15 protein-coding genes are annotated in these 25,495 nt (G+C 68.2%); 7 read left to right on the top strand and 8 right to left on the bottom strand.

Translation table 11 applies throughout. The features are described from left to right. Positions 1–93 precede the first annotated feature (93 nt). Together BLT45_RS18130 and BLT45_RS10045 are read left to right on the top strand one after the other, a co-directional pair. The gene (locus BLT45_RS18130; protein WP_139187984.1) at positions 94–282 is read left to right on the top strand and encodes a hypothetical protein; all 189 of its coding nucleotides are present in this window, start codon (positions 94–96) and stop codon (positions 280–282) included. A 93-nt stretch (positions 283–375) separates the two neighbouring features. Next, the gene (locus BLT45_RS10045; protein WP_093298196.1) at positions 376–621 is read left to right on the top strand and encodes a hypothetical protein; all 246 of its coding nucleotides are present in this window, start codon (positions 376–378) and stop codon (positions 619–621) included. A gap of 40 nt (positions 622–661) precedes the next feature. Here the strand turns inward: BLT45_RS10045 and BLT45_RS18340 are convergent, their stop codons facing one another. Then, positions 662–1,012: a helix-turn-helix transcriptional regulator gene (locus tag BLT45_RS18340; RefSeq protein ID WP_175455785.1), complete on the bottom strand. Its 351-nt coding sequence runs from the start codon at positions 1,010–1,012 to the stop codon at positions 662–664. An 88-nt stretch (positions 1,013–1,100) separates the two neighbouring features. Beyond that, positions 1,101–1,457 carry a helix-turn-helix domain-containing protein gene (locus tag BLT45_RS10035; RefSeq protein ID WP_093298190.1) on the bottom strand — a complete coding sequence of 119 codons (357 nt, stop codon included), beginning with the start codon at positions 1,455–1,457 and terminating at the stop codon, positions 1,101–1,103. A gap of 320 nt (positions 1,458–1,777) precedes the next feature. Here BLT45_RS10035 and BLT45_RS10030 point away from each other — a divergent pair, with 320 nt between their 5' ends. The 4 genes from BLT45_RS10030 (at position 1,778) to BLT45_RS18620 (ending at position 16,195) form a co-directional block, all read left to right on the top strand. Next, on the top strand, positions 1,778–3,889 hold the full coding sequence (locus BLT45_RS10030) for a DUF11 domain-containing protein (protein ID WP_093298188.1): 2,112 nt from the start codon (positions 1,778–1,780) through the stop codon (positions 3,887–3,889). A gap of 92 nt (positions 3,890–3,981) precedes the next feature. After that, on the top strand, positions 3,982–12,180 hold the full coding sequence (locus BLT45_RS10025) for an Ig-like domain-containing protein (RefSeq protein WP_175455784.1): 8,199 nt from the start codon (positions 3,982–3,984) through the stop codon (positions 12,178–12,180). Further along, positions 12,180–15,719 carry a TonB-dependent receptor gene (locus tag BLT45_RS10020; RefSeq protein WP_139187982.1) on the top strand — a complete coding sequence of 1,180 codons (3,540 nt, stop codon included), beginning with the start codon at positions 12,180–12,182 and terminating at the stop codon, positions 15,717–15,719. Before BLT45_RS10025 ends, BLT45_RS10020 begins: the two co-directional genes overlap by 1 nt. Before the next feature lie 113 nt (positions 15,720–15,832). Further along, positions 15,833–16,195, top strand: coding sequence for a helix-turn-helix transcriptional regulator (locus BLT45_RS18620; protein ID WP_093298179.1), 363 nt, complete (start codon positions 15,833–15,835; stop codon positions 16,193–16,195). A gap of 10 nt (positions 16,196–16,205) precedes the next feature. Here BLT45_RS18620 and BLT45_RS10010 read toward each other — a convergent pair whose 3' ends face one another. From BLT45_RS10010 to BLT45_RS09985, 6 genes are all read right to left on the bottom strand, one after another. Beyond that, positions 16,206–16,532, bottom strand: coding sequence for a DUF3325 domain-containing protein (locus BLT45_RS10010; protein ID WP_254771824.1), 327 nt, complete (start codon positions 16,530–16,532; stop codon positions 16,206–16,208). Continuing rightward, positions 16,525–18,195 carry a PepSY-associated TM helix domain-containing protein gene (locus tag BLT45_RS10005; RefSeq protein WP_093298176.1) on the bottom strand — a complete coding sequence of 557 codons (1,671 nt, stop codon included), beginning with the start codon at positions 18,193–18,195 and terminating at the stop codon, positions 16,525–16,527. Before BLT45_RS10005 ends, BLT45_RS10010 begins: the two co-directional genes overlap by 8 nt. Positions 18,196–18,210: 15 nt before the next feature. Next, entirely contained in the window at positions 18,211–18,519 is a 309-nt protein-coding gene (locus BLT45_RS10000; protein ID WP_093298173.1) for an iron uptake protein, read from the bottom strand. 40 nt (positions 18,520–18,559) lie between these two features. Then, complete coding sequence (locus tag BLT45_RS09995) at positions 18,560–20,740, bottom strand: TonB-dependent siderophore receptor (protein ID WP_093298167.1); 2,181 nt, start codon at positions 20,738–20,740, stop codon at positions 18,560–18,562. 184 nt (positions 20,741–20,924) lie between these two features. Next, complete coding sequence (gene fdhD / locus BLT45_RS09990; protein ID WP_093298833.1) at positions 20,925–21,761, bottom strand: formate dehydrogenase accessory sulfurtransferase FdhD; 837 nt, start codon at positions 21,759–21,761, stop codon at positions 20,925–20,927. After that, the gene (locus BLT45_RS09985) at positions 21,751–24,060 is read right to left on the bottom strand and encodes an FdhF/YdeP family oxidoreductase (protein WP_093298164.1); all 2,310 of its coding nucleotides are present in this window, start codon (positions 24,058–24,060) and stop codon (positions 21,751–21,753) included. The genes fdhD and BLT45_RS09985 overlap by 11 nt, the downstream gene beginning before the upstream one ends. Before the next feature lie 172 nt (positions 24,061–24,232). Here BLT45_RS09985 and BLT45_RS09980 point away from each other — a divergent pair, with 172 nt between their 5' ends. Continuing rightward, positions 24,233–25,480: an MFS transporter gene (locus BLT45_RS09980; RefSeq protein WP_093298830.1), complete on the top strand. Its 1,248-nt coding sequence runs from the start codon at positions 24,233–24,235 to the stop codon at positions 25,478–25,480. Positions 25,481–25,495 lie beyond the last annotated feature (15 nt).

Here is a 25,495-nt window from a genome sequence, read left to right as displayed (position 1 = left end):
GTTCTGCACGTACCCGTTGTAAGGAGTACGCTCCGCTGACGACAAGGCGGCGGGCGGATGAGCGTAAGGACGATAACGGAAGGTGGATACCAGTTGACGGTCCAGACGGTCGAGAAAACCGATGCACTGGGCGCGACGTATTGGCAGGGGCGCGCCATGTTCCGTATCGCGGAAGGTCGCGCGCGCGCCGACGTGGTCACCATGGCGCGTCATGGCAGTCGGGAGAACGCCGAAAGCGCCGCCGTTGCGCTGGCCCGAAGGAATGGTTGGGGAGCCAGCTGAACGATTCAGACAGCACGGATCAGCCGCGTGCTAGTGTCGGGACTCTGCTGCTGCCTGCAGCCCTGACGCGGTCGGAACCGCACGGATCCGACCATGAAACTGCATCTCTATCGCGTGGACGGAGGCTACTTCGTCTGTCCCGCCGGCGTGGACATACCTGACTCGCACGCGTCGGAACTGGAAGGCCGCGGCCCCGACATGGTCTTCCTGTCGCGCGACACCGCGGGCCGAAAGTTCATCGAGGACCACATGCGCACGAACGGTGCGGTACTGATGGACGAGCAGGTCGCGGGCATCATGCTCGCCGGCTATTCCGCCTGGGACAATCGCGTCGTCTGACGCGTGCCCGGGTCCGCTCGGACCCCTCCGGCGAGCAGGACTAAAGCGCGAGTTGCGCCAGCAGCAGGCTGATGGACGCCCTCTTCTGCTGCGGCAGCTTCCGCACCGCTTTCAGGCAGCGCATCTCCAGGGCGTCCTCCGTATAGGCAAGCGTGGGCATGGGGGTGGCGATGTCCGGCGCCTCCCGCATGGCGCCCCGTCCCGTGGCCAGCCATTCGAAGGTCACGCCGGTCGCCAGTGCGATGGCGGTCAGGCGCCCCATGCTGGGATGCGTACCGCCGCACTCCCGCTCCCATTGTGCGATCGCGCTCCTGTTGACGCCGAGACAGGCGGCCAGCTGCAGTTGGGTGAGCGCTGCGTTCGCCCTCGCCTGTCGTATGCGCACTGCCATGGACGATCGCATATTCCGTTCCGTCGTTGCGTTGGCGGGAACATAGAGGACGCGCGGGTGAAGTGCATGTGAGTGCCGCAGGAGGCTCTCACGGCTGCGAGGCAAGTTCCTCCAGCAGCTTGCAGATGGCGACCCGCTTTCTGGCGGGCAAGTGACGCACGGCTTCGAGCACCCTCGCTTCCACATCGTCCATCGCGTACTCGACCGACGGGGATGCGGCATCCATCAGGGTCGCCGGGCCACCGCGTCCGGTCGCCAGCCACTCGAAGGGCGTCTTGGTGGCGATCGCAACCGCGGCGAGGTGCTCGACGCTCGGCCGCGTGCCGGCTTCCCGTTCCCACTGGGCGACCGCGCTTCGGTTGACCCCCACGAAGTGCGCCAGCTGGCTTTGCGAGAGTCGGGCCAGTGCACGGGCACGACGGATACGCATGGCAATGGTCGTCATCGGCGTTTCTTCAGTCCTTGGAGTAAGCGCTTCTCACGCGGAAGCATTTCTAACGCCAACTTGTCCGCAGGCTCTAACGGTCCCGCTTTTTTCCCCAGAAAAACCGTGTGATCACGACGTGATGTTGAGGACGGCTAAGCAGATTCGTTGCGTCGCGTCATTGCGGCCCCTCTCGAATCACATTAGTAACGCAACCAGCGTCACGCAAGTCCCTCGTTTGGTAACTGGATTTACTTGGGATCGTCCGACGCTCAGGAGCGGTATCGGTTTTCGTACATCGACTACTCAGGGGTATGTGGATGCACTGGCAAGCAAGGAACATGGCACGGCTGCGTGCGGCATTGCTCGCGGTACTCGCGATGATCGCGCTGTCGTGGGGATTGCCCTCGCGAGCGCAGAGCGGATGCACCACGGGCGCCTGCGTATCCGCGGGGCCGCGCTTGGTCTCCATCGACAGTACCCAGGGGCCGGTCCTCAATCTGCTTTTCCAGGCCTTGTTGCCGGGCACCACCGTCAACCTCAGCGTCCTCGACTGGAATGCGCTGGCAGGCTCCGACATCAACCTCAATGCGCTGATCGTTCGCCTCGGCGCGAACTTGGGCATCAGCGATACCTCGCAGGTCCTCAACACCGACATCACCCTCGCCCAGTTGCGCCTGGCGATGGTGCAGGTGCTGCAGGCGGACGGGCAGACCCTCGCCGCCAACGCGCTCAACATCCTGCCGTTGAATGCCGCCGGGCTCACCGGCTCGATCCGGCTCTCGCAGCTGCTGCGCATCGATCTGCCGCCCGGCGCGCTGACCAGCGTGCGGCTGGACCTGCTCGACCTGGTGACGGGGTCAGCGCAGCTCTACAACTTCCGCAACGTGCTGACCACGCCGACGCCCATCACGCTGAACACCGCGGCGCTCGGCCTGAGCGGTGTCGCGAACGTGCAGGCGTGGCTGCAGGTGGTGGAACCGCCGGTGTATGCCTGCGGCGGACAGGGCACGTCGTTCCATACCGGCGCCATCCGGCTGAAGCTCAATCTGGACGTCGTGCAAGGCCTCAACCTCCAGGCCGTGATCAATGCGCTGAATGCCGCAGGCCTGGGCCTGGTCAATCTCTCCCTGACCGCCGATGTGCTGAAGCTGCAGGTGTACGCCGATGTCGCGCGAGCGGAAGGCACGATCACCGCCGTGGACTACGTGGCCGGCGCAGTGGGTTTCCAGGCCCGTCCCGGCCTGGTGAACCTGTATGTCGGCACCGTGTCCGACAGCCTGTTCTTCAATCGCTCGCGCGTGCTGACGCCAGCCGATGTCACGCCCGTGACGATCAACAACCTCGACCTGCGTTTCAACGTCGGTCTGTTGGGGATCGGGCTGATCAATGTCCGCGTTCCTCTGCAACTGACCGCGCGCGCGGCCGCGACGGGTTCGCCTGCGCTGCAGAACTTCAGCGTCAATGTGCCCTTCCCGCAAACGCGCACCGCCAGCAGCGGCACCGTCAGCGCCGGCAACCTGGTGACCAGCCTGCTGGGCAACCTGGATCTGCACGTCGTCAGCGGGTCGCCGGAGGTGACGCTGTTGGGGCTGATCATCCTGGCGCCCGATGCGCTCACGCCGCTTCTCAACAGCGTACTCAACCTCGTCGAAACGACGCTGCGCGGCGTGTCCAATGCCGTGCTGCAACCGGTGTTCAACCTGCTGCTGCGCGACCTGACCGACAACCTGCTGGGGTTGTTGGGCATCCGCATCGGCAATGCCGTGTTCACGGTCGAAGGCGTCGCCCGTTCTTGCGCCGCGACCCTCACGCTGGCCAAGGTCCTGCAGCCGGCCGCCGATCCGGGACGCTTCACCCTGGCGATCACCCAGGGCGCCACGCCCGTGGCGAGCGCGAACAACGTCGGCAACGGTGGCGCCACGGCACCCGCGGTCACCACGCCGGGGCTCAGCTACACCCTCGGTGAAACCGCGGGCACCGGCACCCAGCTCGACCGCTACACCACCGCCTGGGCCTGCGTGGACCAGGATGGCACTGCCGTCAGTTCGGGCACCGGCACCAGTTTTTCGCTCACCGCACCCGCCGCCGGCGCCAATGCCGTGGCGATCACCTGCAGCGTGACCAACACGCGTGCGCTGCGTTCGGACGTGTCGATCGCCAAGACCGACAGTGCGGCGAACTACACACCGGGCGCCACCGGCACCTATGTCATCACCGTATCGAACGCGGGGCCCGATGCCGCCAGTGGCGTCGCGGTCACCGACACCCTGCCGCCGGGCATGCGCCTGTCCGGCGCATGGACCTGCGTCGCCAGCGGCGGGGGAAGTTGCCCGGCAGGCGGCGGCGCAGCGGGCGATTCGACCGTCAGCCTCAGCGTCAATGTCGACGCCGCAGGTAGCGCCACGATCACTCTCCCCGTCGTGTACAGCGCCGATCCCGCTGCGTACTGATCGACTTTCCCGTCATCGCGAGGCTCTGCATGGACGACACCGCCGCGACTGCCGCACGTACATCCCTCCATCACCTCCTCCGGGGTGTGGGGATGATGGTGCTGCTGGCCGGGGCCGTGCCCGCATGGTCGCAGAGCTATCCCGGCAGCCTCGGCAACACGGCGACCGCGACGCCCGCCAGTGGCGTGACGGATCCGGATACCGGCAACAACAGCGGTACGGATACCAACACGCTCGCCGCCGTCGCGGCGTTGAGCGTGCAGAAGTCCGTGACCGGCGCGTCGCCGGTGACTGCGGGCGGCACCGTGAGCTACCGCATCGATGTCGCGAACGCGGGGCCATCCGCTGCGCTCGGTGCCACGATCGCCGATATCGTCCCGGCCCAACTGACGGGCGCGAGCTGGACATGTACGGCCAGCGCAGGATCTTCCTGCGGTGTCGCAAGCGGCAGCGGCAATGTCGCGTTGAACGCGAACATCGCCGCGGGCGGATCGCTCGTGGTGCAGATCACGGCCGTGGCACCCTCACTCACGCCTGCGACCATCGGTGCCAATACCGCGACGATCACGCCACCCGCGGGGACGAGCGATCCCACGCCTGGCGACAACAGCGCGACCACGCCCGGCATCCCCGTGGTTCCGCGTGCCCTCGTCGCGTTCGACGACACTGCCGGCCCCATCGACGGCACCCCCGGCCAGGCCGACGTCGTCAATGTGCTCAGCAACGACACGCTGGCCGGCGTCGCGGTGACGCCGGCCCAGGTCGTCCTGACGGCACCGCCGGCCTTGCCGTTGATCATCCAGCCCAACGGCGCCGTCGATGTCGCCGCCGGCACGCCGACCGGCACCTACACCGCCAGTTACCAGATTTGCGAGAGCGCCGATCCCGCCAACTGCGCGACGGCGCAGGTGACCGTATCCGTCAACGCGTCCGCTACCGTCGATGCTCTCGACGACGTATTGCCGCCCCGCGCCAGCGGTGCCGCTTCGCCCGGTTTTAACGTATTGGCGAACGACAGCCTCAATGGCGCGCCTGCCGTGGGAACGGTCACCTTGACCGCTGCCAACACGGGGCCGCTGCAGATCGCCGCCGACGGCAGCGCCACGCTGGCACCGGGCACGCCCGCCGGGGTGTACAGCGCGGGTTACCAGATCTGCGAAACCGCACAACCGACGAACTGCGATACGGCCAGCGCCAGCGTGCGCGTGTTGCCCGCGCTCCTGGCCAACGACGATAGCGCCGGGCCGGTCAACGGCAGTACCGGCGCGGTCGCCGTGATCAATGTGCTGGACAACGATGACGCAGGCGGTGGTTCGCCGCCCGCGCCCGGCGTGGTGACGTTCACGGGTGGCAGCACCGCGCAGGTCGTGTTCGCCGCCGATGGCAGCGTCACCGTGCCGCCCGCCACCGCGGCCGGCGTGCACAGCGCGTCCTACACGCTGTGCTATGCCGATGCGCCCACGGTCTGCGACAGCGCGACGGTGCAGGTCACCGTGGTGGCGCCCGGCGCGCTCGCCGCCAACGATGACGCCTACGGTGGAGTGAACGGCGCCACCGGCGCGGCCAACATCGGCAACGTACTCGGCAACGACACGCTCAATGGCGGCGGCATCACCGCGGGACAGGTCATCCTGACGCCGACCAATGCGGGGCCGGTGACGATCGGCACCGATGGCACGGTGGCGGTCGCGGCGGGCACGCCCGCCGGCAGCTATACGCCGGCCTACCGGATATGCGAAACCGCCATGCCGGACAACTGCGCGACGGCCACCGTGACGGTCGCCGTGGCCACGCTCGCCGCCTCCGCGGATACGCTGGGCCCTGCCCTGCCCGGCACGGTCGGGGGCAATGTGCTGGCGAACGACTTCGTCGACGGCGCGCCGGCGACCGCGGGCACCACGGTCGTCACCCAGACCGCAGGCACCCCCGGCTTCGTGATCGCCGTGGATGGCAGCGTGAGCATCGCCGCCGGCACGGCCGCGGGCACGCTCACCGGCAGTTACCAGGCCTGCCAGATCGCACAGCCGACGATCTGCGATACCGCCACCGTCAGCATCACGGTCGCCGCGGGCACGCTGATCGCCGCGGACGACGCGCTCGGCCCGGTGAATGGCGTCAGCGGCGGTACCGCCACGGGCAACGTGCTGGCCAATGACACGCTCAACGGTGCGGCTGTCGCCGGTGGCGATGTCGTGCTGGTGCCCGCCAACGCGGGCCCGATCTCCATCGCCACCGATGGCAGTGTGGCCGTTGCCGCGACTACGCCCGCCGGCACCTATGTGGCGGGTTATCAGGTCTGCGAAGCCCTGAACCCGGCCAACTGCGACGCCGCCCAGGTCACGGTGGAAGTGACCACGCTGACGGCGGCCGACGACAACCTCGGGCCGGTCAATGGCGACACCGGCGGCGTGGCGGGCAATGTCCTCGCCAACGACCGTCTCGACGGCGCGCCGCCCTCCTCGACGGAGGTGGTGCTGTCGGCGGCCAACACCGGGCCGCTGACCATCGGCGCCGATGGCAACGTGCATGTCGCGGCAGGTACCCCCGCCGGCACCTACACCGCCACCTACCAGATCTGCCAGACGGCGTCGCCGACCGTCTGCAACGGCGCGAGCGTGTCGGTGATCGTCATCGTCAACGCGGCGCTCAATGCGGTGGACGACACCTTCGGCCCCATCGACGGTGCCGCCGGCAGCACGAACGTCGGCAACGTCCTGAGCAACGACACGATGGACGGCATGGCCGTCGCCGCCGGCAGCGTCACCCTGATCAACCAGTCCGCCGCACCGATCGCGCTGGCGGCCGATGGCACGCTCTCGATACCGGCCGGCACGCCCGCCGGCATCTACGGCGGCAGCTACCAGATCTGCGAAACCGCCAACCCGGCGAACTGCGATGTCGCGACCCTGACGGTCAACGTCCGCGTCGCGGCCACACTGGCGGCGAACGACGATGGTCCCCTTCTCGTCGACGGCACGGCGGGGAGCGCCAATGCGGGCAACGCGCTGACCAACGATACGTTCAATGGTGCGGCGGTCGCGCCTGGCAGCGTGATCGTCCTCAGCGCGGCGACCGCACCGGTGACGATCGCGGCCGACGGCACGATCGGCATCGCGGCCAATGCCGTGCCCGGGACGTATCTCGCGGGCTACCAGATCTGCGAAACCGCAGCACCGGACAACTGCGATGCCGCCGTGGTCAATGTGCGCGTGGCGACGATGGGTGCGATCGACGACACCTTGGGCCCGTCCGCACCGGGCGGCCCGGCAGGCAATGTGCTGGCGAACGACGTCGTCGATGGTTCGCCGGCGACGGCCACCACGGTCACGGTCACCCAGACCGGCGGGGCGCCCGGCTTCGTCATCGCGCCCGACGGCAGCATCAGCATCGCGCCTGGTACGCCGGCCGGCACGCTCACCGGCGGTTATCAGGCCTGTCAGGTCGCACAGCCGACGATCTGCGATACCGCCACCGTCAGCATCACCGTCGGCGCAGGCGCACTGGCCGCCAACGACGATGCGCTCGGCCCGGTCGACGGCGCCGCCGGTGGCACCGCCTCCGGCAACGTGCTCGCCAACGACACCCTCAACGGGGCAGCGGTCACCGCCGGCCAGGTCGTGCTGACGCCGGCCAATGCCGGACCGGTCACCATCGCGGCCGACGGCAGTGTCAGCGTGGCGGCAGGCACCGCGGCCGGTTCCTACGTCGCCGGCTACCAGCTGTGCGAAGTGTTGAACCCCGCGAATTGCGACAGCGCCCAGGTCGTCATCGCGGTCACCACGCTGGTCGCCGATGACGACGCACTCGGCCCGGTCAACGGCGGTCTGGGGGGCGTGGCCGGCAACGTGCTCACCAACGATCGTCTGGACGGTGCGCCCTTCGCCGCCGGTACGGTGACGCTGACGCCGACCAGCAGCGGACCGTTGAGCATCGGTGCTGACGGCACGGTCACCGTCGCGGCGGGCACGCCTGCAGGTACCTACACCGCCAGCTACCAGATCTGCCAGGTGTCGCTGCCTTCCTCTTGCGACGGGGCCGGCATCTCGGTCAGCGTCACCGTCACCGCGGCACTGAATGCGGTGGACGACGCCTTCGGTCCGGTCGATGGCGCCGCCGGCAACGCCAATCTCGGTAACGTGCTCGGCAACGATACGCTCGATGGCGTGGCCGTCGTGCCCGGCAGCGTGACGCTCACCAGCACGGCCGGTGCGCCGCTCGTCATCGCGGCCGATGGCACCGTGTCGGTACCTGCGGGCACGGCAGCCGGCGTCTACGGCGGCAGCTATCAACTCTGCGAAACAGCTAACCCGGGCAACTGCGACAGCGCCACCTTGACCGTCGTGGTGGCGTCGATGCTGGCCAGCGACGACACCTTGGGCCCGTCCGCACCGGGCGGCCTGGCAGGCAATGTGCTGGCGAACGACGTCGTCGATGGTTCGCCGGCGACGGCCACCACGGTCACGGTCACCCAGACCGGCGGTGCGCCCGGCTTCGTCATCGCGCCCGACGGCAGCATCAGCATCGCGCCCGGTACGCCGGCCGGCACGCTCACCGGCGGCTACCAGGCCTGCCAGGTCGCACAGCCGACGATCTGCGATACCGCCACCGTCAGCATCACCGTCGGCGCAGGCGCACTGGCCGCCAACGACGATGCGCTCGGCCCGGTCGACGGCGCCGCCGGTGGCACCGCCTCCGGCAACGTGCTCGCCAACGACACCCTCAACGGGGCAGCGGTCACCGCCGGCCAGGTCGTGCTGACGCCGGCCAATGCCGGACCGGTCACCATCGCGGCCGACGGCAGTGTCAGCGTGGCGGCAGGCACCGCGGCCGGTTCCTACGTCGCCGGCTACCAGCTGTGCGAAGTGTTGAACCCCGCGAATTGCGACAGCGCCCAGGTCGTCATCGCGGTCACCACGCTGGTCGCCGATGACGACGCACTCGGCCCGGTCAACGGCGGTCTGGGGGGCGTGGCCGGCAACGTGCTCACCAACGATCGCCTGGACGGTGCGCCGTTCGCCGCCGGTGCGGTGACGCTGACGCCGACCAGCAGCGGACCGTTGAGCATCGGTACGGACGGCACGGTCACCGTCGCGGCGGGCACGCCTGCAGGTACCTACACCGCCAGCTACCAGATCTGCCAGGTGTCGCTGCCTTCCTCCTGCGACGGGGCCGGCATCTCGGTCAGCGTCACCGTCACCGCGGCATTGAATGCGGTGGACGATGCCTTCGGTCCGGTCGATGGCGCCGCCGGCAATGCCAACCTCGGTAACGTGCTCGGCAACGATACGGTGAACGGTGCACCGATCAACGCCGCGGCCTTCACCCTGGCGAGCACGGCGGCCGCCCCGCTTTCGATCTCCCCCGCCGGCGTGGTGTCGATCGCCCCCAATGCGTCCGCCGGTACCTACTCCGCCACCTACACGCTGTGCGACGCCGGCGATCCGGGCAACTGCGATACGGCCACCGTCGCCGTGCAGGTCGTGCGCGTGGACGCCCAGGACGACACCTTCAGCCTGGCCAGCGGCATGGCAGGCGCCCTGGTCGGCAATGTGCTCGGCAACGACACGCTCAATGGCGGCGCGCCGAATGTCGTCACCGCCTTCTGGGGCGGCGTGTTCGACAGCCATCTGGCGCTCGAACCGAATGGCGACCTGCGCGTACTCGCCGGCACGCCTGCCGGTACGTACACGGGCAACTACACGGTCTGCGCGCGCGCCGCGCCGTCGATCTGCGACACCGCCTCGGTGACGGTCGCCGTGGCGAGCGGTCCCAGTCCCCTCGCTGCGGCCAACGATACCGGCAGCGCGGATGGGCGCAGCGGCGGCGTCGCCATCGCCAGCGTGCTGGCCAACGACACCCTTGCGGGGGCTCCCCCCACCACGGCGCAGGTCTCGCTGTCCGTGGTCACGCCGTCGGCGAGCGCCGGTGTGGTGCTCGATCTCGGCTCGGGCGCGGTGAACGTGGCGCCCGGCACGGCGGCCAACAACTATTCGCTGCGCTACCGGGCTTGCGAACAGGCGGAGCCGGCGAACTGCGTGGAAGCGCTGGCGATCGTCGCGATCACGGCGGCGGCCATCGATGCGATGGACGACACGGCCGGCCCCGTCGATGGCATCACCGGCGCGCCGTCGGTGGTGAACGTGCTGGACAACGACACGCTGGCCGGCCTGGCGCCGAGTGCAGGCCAGGTGACACTGTCCGTGGTCAACGCCTCCCCGGTCCTGATCGTGCACGCCGACGGTCGCGTGGACGTGGTGGCCGGGACCATGGCCGGGACGTACAGCGCGACCTATCGCATCTGCGAAGCATTGAATCCTGCCAACTGCGATCAGGCGACGGTCACCGTCACCGTCGCTGCGGCGGCGATCGATGCCGTCGACGATACCGCGTCCGCACCGGTGGGCACCGCGTCGGGCGGCCAGGCCATCGCCAACGTCGCTGCCAACGACACGTTGGCGGGTGCCGCGGTGCAGCCGGGCCAGATCGTGCTGAGCCAGGTATCGAGTACGCATGCGAATGTGCAGCTCGATCCAGCCAGCGGTGCCGTCAACGTCGCACCGAATACGCCCGGCGGCACCTACACGCTGGTCTATCGCCTGTGCGAACGGCTCAACAGCGGCAACTGCGATGACGCCAACGCCACGGTCACGGTCGCCCTGCCGAGCCTGGATGCCGTCGACGATGCCCCGGCTCCCCTGCCGGGCGGAGTGGGCGTGCCGGACGTCGTCAACGTGCTCGCCAACGATCTCTACGACGGCGCGCCGGTCGTGCCGGAGCGCATCGTGCTGGCGCCGGTCACGGCGGGGCCGCTGAGCCTGCAGGCGGACGGTACCGTCGACGTCGCGGCGGGAACACCGGGCGGTACCTACACGCTGGTCTACAGCCTCTGCGATGCCCTGACTCCCGGTCACTGCGACACCGCGACCGTCACGGTCGTCGTTCTCGCCACGACCCTCGCGGTGGCGGACGACACGGCGCAGACGCCGCAGGGTGAATCCCTGTCGCTCGCGGTGCTCGCCAACGATACGTTCGCCGGGACCGCGCCCGATCCGGCACGGGTCGTCGTGGCGGTCTCGCAGCCGCCCGCCAACGGCACCGTGGTCGTGCAGCCGGACGGCAGCCTGCTCTACACGCCGGCCCAGTATTTCAGCGGCCAGGACGGCTTCCAGTACACGGTGTGCGAACTGGCGGCCCCCGACAACTGCGCCACCGCGACGGTGACCGTCACCGTGCTGCCGAACACGGTGACCGCGACGGACGACCAGATGCGCACGCGCACGCGCATCACCGTCATCCCCGTATTGGCGAACGACACCGTCAGCCATGCGCCCCTCGATCCGGCGTCGCTCTCGGTCGTCCGTCCGCCCGCACACGGCGAGGCGACCTGCGCCGAGGGTACGTGCACCTACGTCGCCGCGGACGGCTTCGCCGGCCAGGACCGATTCGGCTATCGCGTCTGCGATGTGTCGGTGCCGAACGCCGTCTGCGCCGAAGCCGACGTGGTGATCGACGTGGAAGCCGCGCCCGCGGTGTTGCGCGTGGCCAAGACCGCGGCGCAGCGCACGGCGCGCATCGGCGACATCGTCCGCTACACCATCGTCATCGACAATGTCGGCGACGTCGATGCGATGCAGGTGACGCTGATCGACAGCCTGCCGCCGGGTTTCGCCGTAGTGGCGGGCTCGATCCAGGTCGGCGATGCCGACGCCACCGGCGCACCGGCGATCGCGCGGCCGTTCCGCATCGACGCGCTCGACATCCCGATCGGTGAGCGGGCGACGGTGACTTATGCCCTGCGCGTGGGGGCCGGCGTCGGCCCAGGCGTGCACACCAACCGTGCGGTGATGCGTGACGCCGACGGAGCGACGATCAGCAACGAAGCCACTGCCGATGTCCAGGTAATGGGCGATCCGTTGCTCGAGGACAGCCTGATCATCGGCACGGTCTTCCACGACGTCGATGGCGACGGCCTCCAGGATCCGGGCGAACGCGGCCTGGCCGGCGTGCGCGTGGTGTCGGTCGAAGGCCTGATCACCGAAACCGACCCGTACGGGCGCTTCCATATCACCGGTATCGGCGGCGGTCGCTGGGCGCGGGGGCGCAACTTCCTGCTGAAGGTCGACGTCGCCACGCTGCCGCCTGGCAGTCGCTTTACCACCGAGAACCCGCGCGTCCTGCGCATCACGCCCGGCGTGCCGGCGAGGTTCGACTTCGGGGTGCAGGCGCCCTTGCCACCCCCGCAAGAGGCGCCCGCCGCCGCCTGCCCTGACAGCCCCTGTGGAGAGCCCTGATGATGCGAGCCTCTCCCCTGATGACGGCCATCGGCCTGGTCTTGCTGCTGAACACCGGCATGGCGCGCGCGCAGCCGGTCGAACCGCCCGCGGACGCGCCGAGTGCAGGCGATCCGGCATTCCAGGGACCTTCCGGCAGTCTGGGACGTTTCGTCGTGGACCTGCCGCAAGGCGGAACGCTGTGGGCGATCGAAGACCCTACGCTCGGCGAGCCCGTGCTCAACGTGCAGGCCGCGTCGATGGTGCCTTTCGAAGACGGGCGCATCACCCAGCCGGTGCGCTTCCATGGGTACAGCAACTACGCTGCGTTCTACGAGCGCCTGGAAGTGCGCGTCTACCGCGGGAACGATGCGGATCGCGTGCGCCCGATCGCGACGTTCGAGCTGCCGGTCGGCGCGGTGACGCAGGCGAAGTGGGATGGCCTGCTGCCGGACGAGGTGCGCGCGCAGGTCGGCGATACGCTGCAGTACGTCGCGCGCGCCTATGCCGCGGACGGCAGCTTCGACGAAACCGCCGCGCAGTCGATCCAACTGGTGACGCCGGCCGACCATGCGCGCGGCGTACAGGTCCTGCGCGACCAACTGCAGCGCGAACGTCCCGAGCGGATCGACACGATGGGTGCAGAATCCGTGCAGGTGAGCGATGCCATCTACGGCACCAGCAACCTGCGTCTGCGCAACATCCCGGTCTACGGATCGCGGGTCCGCATCCTGGGCCAGCAGATTCCCGCGTCCATGCAGGTCACCATCGATGGACAGATCTTCCCGATCGACCAGGAGCGCGAGTTCGTCGCCGAGTTCCTGCAGCCGGTGGGCCCGCATCGCTATGACGTGAGAGTCACGGCCGGCAAGGACGTCGTCACCGAAACCGCGCTCGATGTCGACGTCACCGGGCGATACGTCTTCGTCACCGCGCTGGCCGACCTCACCCTGTCCCGCAGCGAGGCCAGCGGTTCCACCGATGCGCTCGCCGACGACATCCAGCGCGACGACGGCTTCCTCAGCGAGGGGCGCCTGGCCTTCTATGCGAAAGGGAAATGGCGCGGCAAGTACCTGATCACCGCCCAGGCAGATACCTACGAGAGCGAGCTGGGCAACCTGTTCGACGGCTTCTTCGATGCGCAGCCGTACGACATCTTCCGCCGCCTGGATCCCGACCAGTACTACCCTGTCTACGGCGACGACTCGCGCACGTACCGCGACGTGGATAGCCAGGGAAAGCTGTACGTGCGCGCGGAGTGGGACCAGAATCGCGCGGTCTGGGGCAATTTCCTCACCGGCTTCGACGGTACGGAGTACGCACAGTATCCCCGTGCGTTGTATGGCGCCGCGCTGGATTGGCGCTCGCGCGCGGCGACGCCGCTGGGCGATCCGCGCAGCCTGCTGAAGGTGTTCGGTTCGGAAGCGCAGACCGCGATGGGGCATACCGAGTTCCTGGGGACCGGCGGCAGTCTCTACTACCTGCGCCATACGGACGTGCTGCCCGGCTCCGAGCAGGTGGTGCTGGAAGTGCGCGATCCCACCACGGGTCGCGTGGAAACGCGGGTGAACCTGCAGCCGGGCGTCGACTACGAACTGGACGATCTCCAGGGCCGCCTGATCCTGACGCGTCCGCTGGGCCAGATCACCCGCGAGAACATCCGCACGCTGACCCGCGACGCGCCGCTCGACGGCTGGCGGAATCTGCTGCTCGTCGACTACGAGTACGTCCCGGCGGGATTCGACGGCGACGACACCACGGTCGGCCTGCGCGGACGCCACTGGTTCGGCGACCACGTGGCGGTGGGTGGGACCTATGTCGACGAGGACCGCGGAGGCGACGACTATTCGCTGCGCGGTGCGGACGTGACCCTCCAGGCCGGTCGCGGTACCTACGTGCGTGTGGAGCACAGCCGCACGGAAGCGACCGTGGCGCCGGTCTTCTATTCCGACAATGGCGGCTTGAGCTTCGTCCAGCGCAATCCGGCGACGGATGCGCGGTCCGGCAGTGCACGCCTGATCGAGGCACGCGCCAACCTGCAGGAATTGGGATGGACCGAGCGCGAATGGTCGATGGGCGCATGGCGGCGAGACGTGGATGCGGGCTTCTCCATCAGCCGGCAGGATTCGGGCGAAGCGATCGAGGAGCACGGCGCCGAGTTCCTGGGCTACCTGAGCGACGACTTCAGCCTGTACGGCCGCTACACGCGCGCCGAACGTGGCAGCGCACGCCTGGAGCAGACCCAGCTCACGGCGGACTGGCAGATCACGCCGAATGGCCGTCTCGGCGGCGAAGTACGGCAGCTGTCCGAAACATCCGCGGGTATCGGAACCGACGCCACCTTGCTCGCACTGAGCTACCGGCAACGGATCGGGGCGACCTGGGAGCTCTACGGGGTCGGCCAGTACACCCTGGACGACGATGGCGGCCGCTATCCGCGCAACGATCTGCTGACACTGGGCGGCAAGTATCTGTTCGGCGACCGTTCCAGCGTAGGGCTCGAGGCCAGCAGCGGCAGTCGCGGCCAGGGCGCGAAGATGGATGCGGAGTACCGCTTCGGCCCGGACCACACCGTGTACGGCGCCTACAGCTACAGCACGGACCGCACCACGCGCGATGCACTGTTCGACCGCAGCCTGCAGACCGGCTGGACGCTGGGTCAGCGCTGGCAGCTCAACTCGCAGGTCAACGTCTACAACGAGAGCCAGTTCATCCAGGAGCGCCAGCGTGAGACCGAGGGGCTGGTGCATACGTTGGGCATGGACTTCCGCCCTGCCCCTTCGTGGAATCTCGGCTTCACCGTCATGGACGGTACGCTGGACGCCATCACCGGTCGCGTGGACCGACGTGCCTACAGTGTCACGGGTGGTCGAACCGATGCGCGCACGGACTGGTCGAGCAAGCTGGAGTATCGTCGCGACACGGGCGCCGAGCAGCGCGAACAGTGGGTCACGACGCACCGACTGCTGCACCGTCTCGACGAAGACTGGCGCATCGCACTGCGGGCGAACTACGCCGACACCCAGGACGATCTGAATCCCGCGGCGGGCGCGCGCCTCGCGGAAGCCAGCCTGGGCTTCGCCTGGCGTCCGCACGACAGCACGCGCTGGGCCGCGTTCGGGAAATACACCTACCTCTACGATCGGGTTTCCGCAGGACAGGTCGACGCGGACCAACACGACCAGCGCTCGCATGTGCTTTCGTTGGAGGGCACCTGGCAGATCGCGGATCGCTGGCAGATGGCGGGCAAACTCGCGGGTCGCTGGGGTGAGTACCGATTGGGCCGGGGCGAAGGCGCATGGTTGGACAGCCGCACCGACTTCGCGGCCCTGCAGGTGCGCTACCACCTGATACGCCGTTGGGACGCGCTGGCCGAACATCGTTGGCTGCGGGTACGCGACGGTGGCGACCGCAGCGGTTGGCTGGTGGGCGTGGACCGCCAGATCAGCGAGCACTTCAAGGTCGGCGCGGGCTACAACTTCACCGACTTCAGCGGCGACCTGACCCAGCTCGACTACGACTACCAGGGGTGGTTCCTCAATGTCGCCGGTTACTACTAGGCCGGCTGGCCCATCCTGATGGAGATGAACGCTTCCGTAGCGCCCCGCACCTCGTCACATCGTGCCACGGACAGGAGGAGTAGCGTCGGAGCCCCTCGCCTGGTGAAGACCGCATGAAAGCCACCATGGCAATACGCATCAGACGCGCACGCGTCGGTGCTTCGTTGACGCAGACACAGCTGGCCGATCAACTCGACGTGCACCGGAGTGCCGTCCCCCAGTGGGAGCGCGAGCCCGGCGGTACGCACCCCAGTGTCGGTCACTTGTCCCAGATCGCCGTGGCCACGAAGGTCGCTTTCGAGTGGCTCGCTACCGGCCGGGGCGCGGAGCACGCACCCGCGCAGCCGGCGCACGACGCCAGGGTCTACGCCGCCAATGAACTCGAAGCCGGGTGCCTCGACGCGCTGCGCAGAGTACCGGCGCGCAAGCAGACCGTGATCTGCAAGCTGCTGGACGAGCTGACCCGCAAGCGATAGCGCCGCGCGCCTATACCCTGATCCACGGCGCGAGGACGCGCAGCCACCGCGGGCGCCAACTCAAGGTGAACGCGACGGTGAGCGCCGCGCCGGCGAGCGCCATGAACCAGACCAGTACCGCCATCGTGGCGTGGTCGGCGCAGAGGCACAGCACGAAGGCGGCGAGCAGCGCGGCGCTGCCCATCCACCGCAGGACCTTCAGTGCCGTCGGCGAAGGCGCGCGGTTCCAGGCCTGCTGCGCGTGCACCTGCATCGAAAGTGCCAGCCAGCCCATGCCGGCCACGCTGGCGATCAGGGCCAACGACAGCAGGCTGTCGTGGGAGGCGGGATCAGGCACGCGCCGCCTCCTGCGAAGCCGCACGTTCCTGCCCCGCCTGCTGCGCACGCCGACGCAACCGGACGGCCGCGAGCACGGCGATCGTGCCGCCCGCGAGAATGAAGAGATCGACGCCCGCAACCGGCCAGTAGCCGCGCGAGAGCGTGGCAAGCAGGTGGTCGCCGGTGGTCGCCCAGTTCAAGGCAACGACGGAAACCGCGAGCACCGCGATGGCCCAGCACTGCTCGCGCCAGGCGGGATTCGCGAGTCCCCGCGCCACGGGGGCGCTACGCAGGCCGGCATGCAGGAACGCCAGCGCCCACGTGCCCCAGAACGCATAGCGCTCCCAGTCGCCGCGCGCCGGCAGGTCTTCCGGCAACAGACGGTTGGCGACGAGGATGCCCAGCGTCGCCAGCACCATGCCGGTCACCGTGGTGACCGCCAGCGCGTCGACGATCCGTGCCCCCTGGCTGCCCATCTGGGCGTGCTGGCGCTTGCGCTTCTCGACGAAGAAGACGAAGCCGGTCGCGATGCACACCGCGCCCGCGAGCCCGCCCAGCACGTACAGCCAGCGCAGCAGCCAGTGGCGGAAATGCTGCAGGTGCAGGCCGGTGAGGAATTCGGCCATGCGGCCCACGGGCGTGGCAGCAGGATCTTCGCGGATCAGCTGGCCGGTGGAGGCCTTGTAGTGGATGCCGTCGCCGACCAGGGCGATGCGGTCGGTGCCCGCGCGGTAGACGCTGACATACCCATTCTCGTCGCCGAGATGCTGGAGCACCAGGAAGCCCACGTCGCCCGCCTTGTCGTTCGCTTTCCATCGCCGCTGGGCATCGGCGACCATCGCATCGACATTCGCCAGGCCCGCGGCTACGCCAGCGCGCTGGTGCGGCAGGCCGGTTTCGCGTGCTTCCACCTCGGCATGCAGATCGTGCAGTTCATGCAACTGCGTGTGGCCCAGCGGGAAGTAGTACGTCGCCGCGAAGATCAGCAGGCCGGTCAACGCGAAGAAGAAATGGAACGGCAACGCCACCACGCCGGTGAGGTTGTGCAGGTCCAGCACGCTGCGCAGGCGCGCCTTGCCCGGGCGGAAGGTGAAGAACTCGCGGAAGATCTTGCGGTGCATGACCACGCCGCTCACCAGTGCGGCCAGCATCACCAGCGCGGACAGGCCGACGATGAAGATGCCCAGGTTCTTCCAGTCCAGCGTCAGGCTGTAGTGCATCGGATAGAAGAAACCGCTACCGATCTTGAGGCGGTCGTTCGGCAGCGGCGTGCCGTCGCGCGGGTCGATGGTCGTGTCCGCCCAGATCGCCTCTTCGGGATCCTTCGCGTTCGGCACCTGGTAGCCGGCGAACAGCGCCAGCACCGGGTCCCGGTGGGTGGTGTACGCGCTCCAGCTCACCACCGTGTCGAACCGTTCCGGCATCGCGCCGTTGACGCGCGGCGCCATCGCATCGATGGCCTGCTGCGTGGGATGCATGCGTTCGAACGCCGGCCGCAGCACGTTCTCGAACGACGGCATGGGTTGCGGCTCGATGCGCGTGCTGGGGATCGCCCAACGATCGATCTCGCGGTCGAAGACCGACAACGCGCCGAAGAAGAATGCCGCCATCAGTACGAAACCCAGCACCAGGCCGAACCAGGTGTGAAGCCAGGCCATGGCCTGTCGGAAGCTCTGGAACATGATGCTCTCCCCGCCTCAGACCAGCAGCGATTGCACGAACGAGCCGGTGGCCGCGAGCGCGCCACCACCGACCACCGTCACCAGCCACACCCAGCGCAGCCGACGCGCGGCGATGGCCCACAGGAACACGCCGAGGAACGCCAGCACGCCGATCATGCTGCCGAGGAACTCGGCGTCATGGAAATCCATGCCCGCGGCCACCATCAGGCTGGCGCCGGTGGCGACGATGCCCCAGGCGAAGGCATAACCGCCGAGCATGGCGGCCGCCACGCGGGCGACCACCTGCGGGCGCTGCGAACGGGATGGCATCGTGGTGGTGCTCATGGTGGCGTCGGCTACCCTCTTGCGTACGGGCCGGTTCGGATCAGAACCGGTATTCCAGGCTCAGCGACCAGTGGCGCGGGGCGCCGTAGTAGCCGATCTGGTACAGCGTGTTGATGTACTTCTCGTCGGTCAGGTTGCCGACGTTGGCGCGCAGGGTCGCATTCTCCAGGAAATCCCACGCTGCGAACGCGTTCAGCACCGTATAGCTGCCCTGGCGCACGGTCTGCTGCGTGTAGCTCTCGACGTTGGAGATGTCGCTCTGCCAGCGGCCGCCGACGCCGAACGAGAAGGCCTCGTAGCTCGGCAGGCGTGCGCTCAGCATCAGGTTGGCGGTACGGCGCGGCACCCAGTTGTAGGTCAGCGTGCCTTCGTCGCCATCCATCTTCAGGTGCGTATAGCCGAACACCAGGTCGAGATGGTCGGTGAGCTTGCCGGTGGCTTCGAACTCCCAGCCCTTGGACTCCACGTCCTTGGCGACGTAGTAGTTCATCAGGGTATCGGGGTTGTAGCCCTGGTACGTCGCCAAGCCTTCCTGTTCGGCAGTGAAGTACGCCAGCGTGGTCAGCAGTCGACCGTCCAGCCATTCCGCCTTCACGCCAGCTTCGTAGTTCACGCCCTTCGAGGGCGCCAGATAGAAACCGTCGAAGTCGCGCTGGTCCTGCGGCTGGTAGATGTCCGAGTAGCTGACATAGCCGAGGATGTTCTCGTTGAAGTCGTAGGTCAGGCCCGCGTACGGGCTGGTGTTGCTTTCGGACTCGGCGAACGGCACGCCGTCATTGTTGCCATCGCGGTGATACTCGGCGAAGTTGACACCGACGATCGCCTTGAAGTCCTCGGTCAGCGCGATGCGGGTGGCGCCGAATGCGCGCTTCAGGCGCTGGTTGAACTCGCTCGACGGCACCTGCGCGCCCCACACGGGCTCGGGCACGGCGTTACCCGCGTACGGGAAACCGGGAAGCAGGCCGAACGCCGGCGAATCGGACGGCGCCGGATTGAACCAGTAGCCTTGCTCGCTCTCCGCTTGGCTGATACCGAACATCGCCTCATGCTCGCGTCCGAACAGCTGGAAGCGGCCGTTGAGGGTCAGGTCGACGAGGTCCGACGTCAGTTCGTCCTGGCCCTTGTAGGCCCAGCCCACCAGGCCGGTGCCCGTGGCCGGATCGAGGCCGGTCATCGAGTAGGCGAAGAACAGCGCGTCGTCGTTGTCGCCCTTGCGATGGTTGTAGGTCGCCTTCAGCTGCCAGTTGTCGCCGAGCTGGTGGGTGTACTCGACGAAGGCGGTCTGGGTGTTGGTGTCCCAGTAGGTCCAGTCGACCGTGGTGGAAGCGCCGACGTCCCACGACGGCTGCGTGCCGTCCGCGTTCACGAACGGCAGCGCGCCCCACATGTTGCCGGTGGTATCGGCCTGCTGCCACGAATAGCCGAATGCGAGCGTGCCGTTCTCGCCGACCTGGCCGTCGATGACCGCGTAGCCGAAGGTGCGCTCGGTTTCGAAGTCGCGCAGGTAGGAGTCGCCTTCCTCGCGCGCCACGACCACGCGGCCGGCCCAGGTGCCGGCGTCGTTGAACGGCATGGAGTAGTCGAACTCCACGCGGCGCTCGCCCCAGGAGCCGATCTTCACCCCGACCTTGCCTTCGGCATCGTTCTTCGGACGCTTGCGCACATAGTTGATCGTGCCGGCCGAGTTGCCGACGCCGGTGAGCAGGCCGTTGGCACCGCGGATCACTTCCAGCTTCTCGTAGCCGAACGCGTCCATCGCACCTGTGGCGATGCCCCAGTCGTTGGGCATGCCGACGCCGTCGATCTGGGTGCTCTTGATCTCGAAGCCGCGGGCCAGATAGTTGGTGCGGTTGGTTTCCCACTCCTCCACCTGGATGCCGGTAGCCAGCCGCAGCGCGTCGTTGAGGCTGTCGGCGCCGAACTGGACCATCTGCTCATTGCTCACCACGCTGATGGACTGCGGGGTTTCCTTGATGGCGAGATCGAGGTTGGTCGCGCCGTTGCTGACGCGGTTGGCGCGCTGACCGCGGACCAGGACGGTGTCCAGATCCGTTGCGGTCACGTCGGCACCCTGTCCGCCTGCCGCGTCCTGCGGCGCCGCCAGCGCGATGGCCGACCCGCTGGCCAGCGCCAGGCAGATGGCGACGCGCAGGGCGTTGCGGGCAGTCAGGGGAGAAGTTGCCGGGTGGGCACGGAGCGGGTACGGACGCGGAAGGCTCATGGATGGGGTTTCGGAGACGTGGGGAGGGGAAGGCGCACGCTCACGCGCGCCGGAGCCGCGTCACTTGGAAGCGTCGCGTCTTCAGCGCAAGTGGCGAGGCACTTGATGCCCCTATTAAATGCGAATGATTGTCATTTTGCAAGCAGCCTGAACAGGGCTGCCGACGTGCGGACACATCACCAACTCAGGACTGGTCCGTCATCGCGTGCTCGAGCCGGTGCGGATGGCTGTAGACGACGTGCCGCCCGACCCGCGTGAAACCCACCAGCGTCATCCCCGAACGCCGGGACAGGTCGACGGCGAGCGCCGTCGGTGCGGACATGGCGGCCAGCATGGGGATACCGGCGACCGCGGTCTTGGCGACCATCTCATAGCTGGCGCGGCTGGTGACGAGGACAAAGCCGTCCGCAGCTTCGATTCCCGCGCGTCCCATGGCACCGATCAGTTTGTCCAGCGCGTTGTGGCGCCCCACGTCTTCCCGCACCAGGCGCATGCCACCCGTGCGGTCCGCCCAGCCCGCGGCATGGATGGCGCCCGTTGCCGCATTCAAAGGCTGCCGCTTCTCAAGGGCACGCAAGGCCGCGTCCAGCGCGCCCACCTCGATGACGGCGCCCTGCCCCACCTCGGTGGGCCGCCTGATGACGTCTTCGAGTCGCCGATGGCCGCAGATGCCGCAACCGCTACGGCCAGGAAGCGCGCGCGCACGGTCGTCCGGCGCGCGCGTGGGCAACGGTTCCCGAGTGTGCATATCGAGCTGGATGCCTTCGAGCAAAGCCTGCACGTCGACGGAAGCCAGCCCGCCGATCCCGACGCCCAATTCGGTCAGCGCGAAGCCGTGGGCGAAATCCTCCAGATCGGCGGGGCTCGCCATCATCACGGCGACCTCTTCACCGTTGCAGCGGATGGCTACCGGCACCTCTTCCGCTAGCCGGTCGTGCAAGGGTGACGCCACGCCGTCGCGGATCTCCAGCACATCGCGGCGCGCGAGGCCGGGCGTGCGATCGCCGTCGTCAGTCGACATGGCCACCCGCGTCATGCGATTTCGTGATCCGCACGGGAATCGACTTGTACGCGGGGGTTCCCGACCGGGGATCGTGACTATCCAGTGGTACCAACCGGTTGCCTTCGGGGTAATACATCGCGGCCGATCCGCGCGGCAGGTCGTACTTGACTGCGGTGAAGCCGTGAACGTGCCGTGCAGTGCCATCGCCACCCGGCACATGCGACACGATATCGATGCGGTCGCCATGCTGCAGGCCACGCGCTTCCAGATCCTCTGCGTTCATGAACACCACGTCCCGGCGTCCGCTCACGCCCCGGTAGCGATCATCGAAGCCGTAGATGGTCGTGTTGTACTGATCGTGCGAGCGGACGGTGGTCAAGGTCAGCAGGTCGTGCGCGCGTGTCGACGGGTCTTCGCCGAGCCCCGGCGCCACCAGGAAACGCGCCTTGCCCACCGCGCCCCAGTCGCGCTCCGACGCGCCGATGTACAACCTGAATCCACCGGGTCTGCGCACGCGCGCGTTGTAGTCCCCGAACATGGGAAACACCGCTTCGATCGCGTCGCGGATACGATCGTAATCCTCCACCAGCCAGTTCCAGTCCACCTTGGTCTGCGGCAACGTCGCCCGCGCCATGCCGGCCACGATGGCCGGTTCGGAGAGCAGGTGCTCGGAGGCGGGTGCCAACCCGCCCTGCGAGGCGTGCACCATCGACATCGAATCCTCCACCGTCACCGACTGCAGGCCGCCCGCCTGCACGTCGCGCTCGGTACGGCCCAGGCAGGGCAGCAGGAACATCTGTTTCGCCGTGATGAGGTGCGAACGATTCAACTTGGTGGCGATATGCACGCCCAGGTCGAGGTTGCGCATGGCCGGGAGGGTGGTATCGGGGTCGGGCATCGCCACGGCCAGGTTGCCGCCCATGCAGACGAGCGCACGCGACCGACCGTCTCGGATCGCGCGTACCGCTTCCACCGCATCATGGCCGTGGGTCAGCGGGAACGCGAAGCCGAACCGCCGCTTGATCGCGTCGACCAGTGCCTGCGTGGGTTTCTCGGTGATGCCCACCGTGCGGTCGCCCTGCACGTTGGAATGTCCGCGGATGGGTGCGATGCCAGCGCCCTTGCGTCCGATGTTGCCGCGCAACAGCAGCAGATTGGCCATCTGCTGGACGTTCTGGGTGCCGCGCCGGTGCTGGGTCATGCCCATGCCGTAGCAGATGATCACGCGCTCGGCGTGGGCGTAAAGCTGCGCGGCCGCCGTGATGTCGTCGCGCGACAGTCCGGACTGCTCGACGATGTCGTCCCACGATGTGTGGGCGAGGTCTTCGCGCAGCGCCTCCAGCCCCTGCGTGTGCTCGGCGATGAATGCGTGGTCGAGCACGCCCGTTCCGCCCGCCGCCAGATCGTCGGCGTCGGCGTCGACCAGCCACTTCATCATGCCCTTGAGGAGCGCGATGTCACCGCCGATCCTGACCTGATAGTAGGTCTGCGCGATCGGCGTCGCGCGGTTGGTCAGCATCTCGGCCGGGTCCTGCGGCGACGTGAACCGTTCCAGGCCGCGCTCGCGCAGCGGGTTCACCGCGACGATCGGCACACCACGGCGCGACACCTCGCGCAGCGTGCCGAGCATGCGCGGATGATTGGTGCCCGGATTGTGGCCGAAACTGAAGAGCGCGTCGCAATGCTCGAAGTCCTCGAGCGTCACGGTGCCCTTCCCCACCCCGATGGACTCGGGCAGCCCGACGCTCGTCGCCTCGTGGCACATGTTCGAGCAGTCCGGGAAGTTGTTGGTGCCGTATTCGCGCACCATCAGCTGGTAGAGGAACGCGGCTTCGTTGGACGTACGCCCCGAGGTGTAGAACTCGGCCATGTCCGGATCCGGCAAGGCACGCAGTGCTTCACCGATGCGAGCGAACGCGTCCTCCCAGCTGATGGGAACGTACCGATCCGACACCGCGTCGTACGCCATCGGGTGGGTGAGCCGGCCCTCGTCCTCCAGCGCGTGGTCGCTCCACTCCCACAGCTCAGACACCGTGTGGTCGGAAAAGAATTCTGGTGTCGCCCGCTTTCCCGTCGCTTCCCACGACACCGCCTTGGCGCCGTTTTCGCAGAACTCGAACGAGGACGTGTGGCGCGGATCCGGCCAGGCGCAACCGGGGCAATCGAAGCCCGCAGGCTGGTTGACGCGACGCAGCGCGGCGGTCTCGCGGCCGACGGCCATCTGGCCCTTCACGGCCCGTGCGACGGCGGCCAACGCGCCCCATCCGCCTGCGGCGCCGTCGTACTCATCGATGCCCGGAACCTTGCGCTCAGCCATCGGGGAACTCCTGCGGCATCTTGTTTCTGATATCGCGCGAGGATACTCCAATGCCCCCTGCAGCGTGGTCTCCACCTCGGCTTCGCCGCGTGTGAACCGCACGCTCAGGATGGGGTTGCTAGCATGCCTTCAGACCTCTTGCGAGATGCGCCGCGCTTCCGTGCTCCGTCTGCTGCTTCCCCTCACCGCGTTACTGGCCAGTGTCGCCCTTCTCCTCGGGGGCAACGGCTTGCTCGGCACGCTGCTCGCGGTCCGCAGCCAGACCGAAGGCTGGAGCGAGCGCACGACCGGCCTGGTCATGTCGGGATACTTCGTGGGGTTCTTCCTCGGTACGTTCACAGCGCCACCGCTGATACGGCGCGTGGGCCATATCCGCGCGTTCGCGTTCCATGCGGCGCTGGCCGCGGCAGCTGTGCTCGTGTTTCCGCTCTGGACGGATCCCGTTGCGTGGATGGCGCTGCGCATCGTCACCGGCATCGCGCTCGTGGGCCTTTGCACGGTGATAGAGAGTTGGTTGAACGCGCAGGCGGCACCGGCGCATCGCAGTCGGGTGTTCGGCGTCTACATGGTGGTGTCGCTGCTCGCGTTGGCGGCAGGGCAGTTGCTGCTCGATCTTCAGCCGCCGCGCAGTCCGGTCCTTTTCAGCGTCGTGGCGATCCTGTTCGCACTCGCGATCCTGCCGGTCAGCCTGACCCGCTTGGCTCCTCCGCCGATCACGGCCGCGCCTCGCGCCCGCATCCTGGAGATATGCCGCGCCGCGCCGAGTGCGGCCGCAGGCGCGCTGCTGGCCGGGATGGCGCTTGGTGCGTTCTGGGGCATGGGCGCGGTGTATGCCGGATCGCTGGGACTGGATCGTGCGGGCATCGGCCTGTTCATGGCGGCTACCATCCTCGGCGGTGCCGCGTTGCAATTGCCCATCGGACGGCTTTCGGACCGGGGCGATCGCCGCAGCATGCTGGCGGCCGTCGCGGCGCTGGGCGCGGTGACGGCCGGATTCGCGCTGCGTTTCGACGCGGACGCGCATGCGGGCGTGCATGCGGTGTTCTTCCTGTTCGGCGGGCTGGCGTTCGCGCTCTATCCCTTGGCGGTGGCCCATCTGCTGGACCGCCTTCCGGCCGAACACCTGCTCGCCGGCTGCAGCGCCCTCCTGCTGCTCAACGGCATCGGCGCGGCGATCGGTCCGGCTGCCGCGGGTGTGGTGATGGAACGCGGAGGGCCGGCGGCCCTGCCGGCCTTCTTCGCGATCACCCTGGCGTCGTTGGCGCTGGTGGCGGGCGGGCGGCGCCTGCTGAAGGCACGCGACCTGCTGCACCCCGCACGGTTCCACCCGATGGTCCGCACGACCCCGGTGGCGCTTGAGATGCTGCCGGAGATCCCGGACGCGCCCGAATCGCGTGCCGGTCACCTTCGTCCGGATTGATCCCGATCAATGCGG

It is taken from the genome of Pseudoxanthomonas sp. CF385 (genome assembly GCF_900104255.1).
Taxonomy (GTDB): domain Bacteria; phylum Pseudomonadota; class Gammaproteobacteria; order Xanthomonadales; family Xanthomonadaceae; genus Pseudoxanthomonas_A.
Note: the sequence above shows the minus strand (reverse complement) of the source record. Positions and strands in the feature narration are given on the sequence as shown.

Coding starts and splice junctions, on each gene's coding strand:
- BLT45_RS18620 (WP_093298179.1), top strand. CDS start 15,833: ATGAAAGCCACCATGGCAATACGCATCAGACGCGCACGCGTCGGTGCT.
- BLT45_RS10045 (WP_093298196.1), top strand. CDS start 376: ATGAAACTGCATCTCTATCGCGTGGACGGAGGCTACTTCGTCTGTCCC.
- BLT45_RS10035 (WP_093298190.1), bottom strand. CDS start 1,457: ATGACGACCATTGCCATGCGTATCCGTCGTGCCCGTGCACTGGCCCGA.
- fdhD (WP_093298833.1), bottom strand. CDS start 21,761: ATGTCGACTGACGACGGCGATCGCACGCCCGGCCTCGCGCGCCGCGAT.
- BLT45_RS18340 (WP_175455785.1), bottom strand. CDS start 1,012: ATGGCAGTGCGCATACGACAGGCGAGGGCGAACGCAGCGCTCACCCAA.
- BLT45_RS10030 (WP_093298188.1), top strand. CDS start 1,778: ATGGCACGGCTGCGTGCGGCATTGCTCGCGGTACTCGCGATGATCGCG.
- BLT45_RS10020 (WP_139187982.1), top strand. CDS start 12,180: ATGATGCGAGCCTCTCCCCTGATGACGGCCATCGGCCTGGTCTTGCTG.
- BLT45_RS09985 (WP_093298164.1), bottom strand. CDS start 24,060: ATGGCTGAGCGCAAGGTTCCGGGCATCGATGAGTACGACGGCGCCGCA.
- BLT45_RS09995 (WP_093298167.1), bottom strand. CDS start 20,740: ATGAGCCTTCCGCGTCCGTACCCGCTCCGTGCCCACCCGGCAACTTCT.
- BLT45_RS10000 (WP_093298173.1), bottom strand. CDS start 18,519: ATGAGCACCACCACGATGCCATCCCGTTCGCAGCGCCCGCAGGTGGTC.
- BLT45_RS10025 (WP_175455784.1), top strand. CDS start 3,982: ATGATGGTGCTGCTGGCCGGGGCCGTGCCCGCATGGTCGCAGAGCTAT.
- BLT45_RS10005 (WP_093298176.1), bottom strand. CDS start 18,195: ATGTTCCAGAGCTTCCGACAGGCCATGGCCTGGCTTCACACCTGGTTC.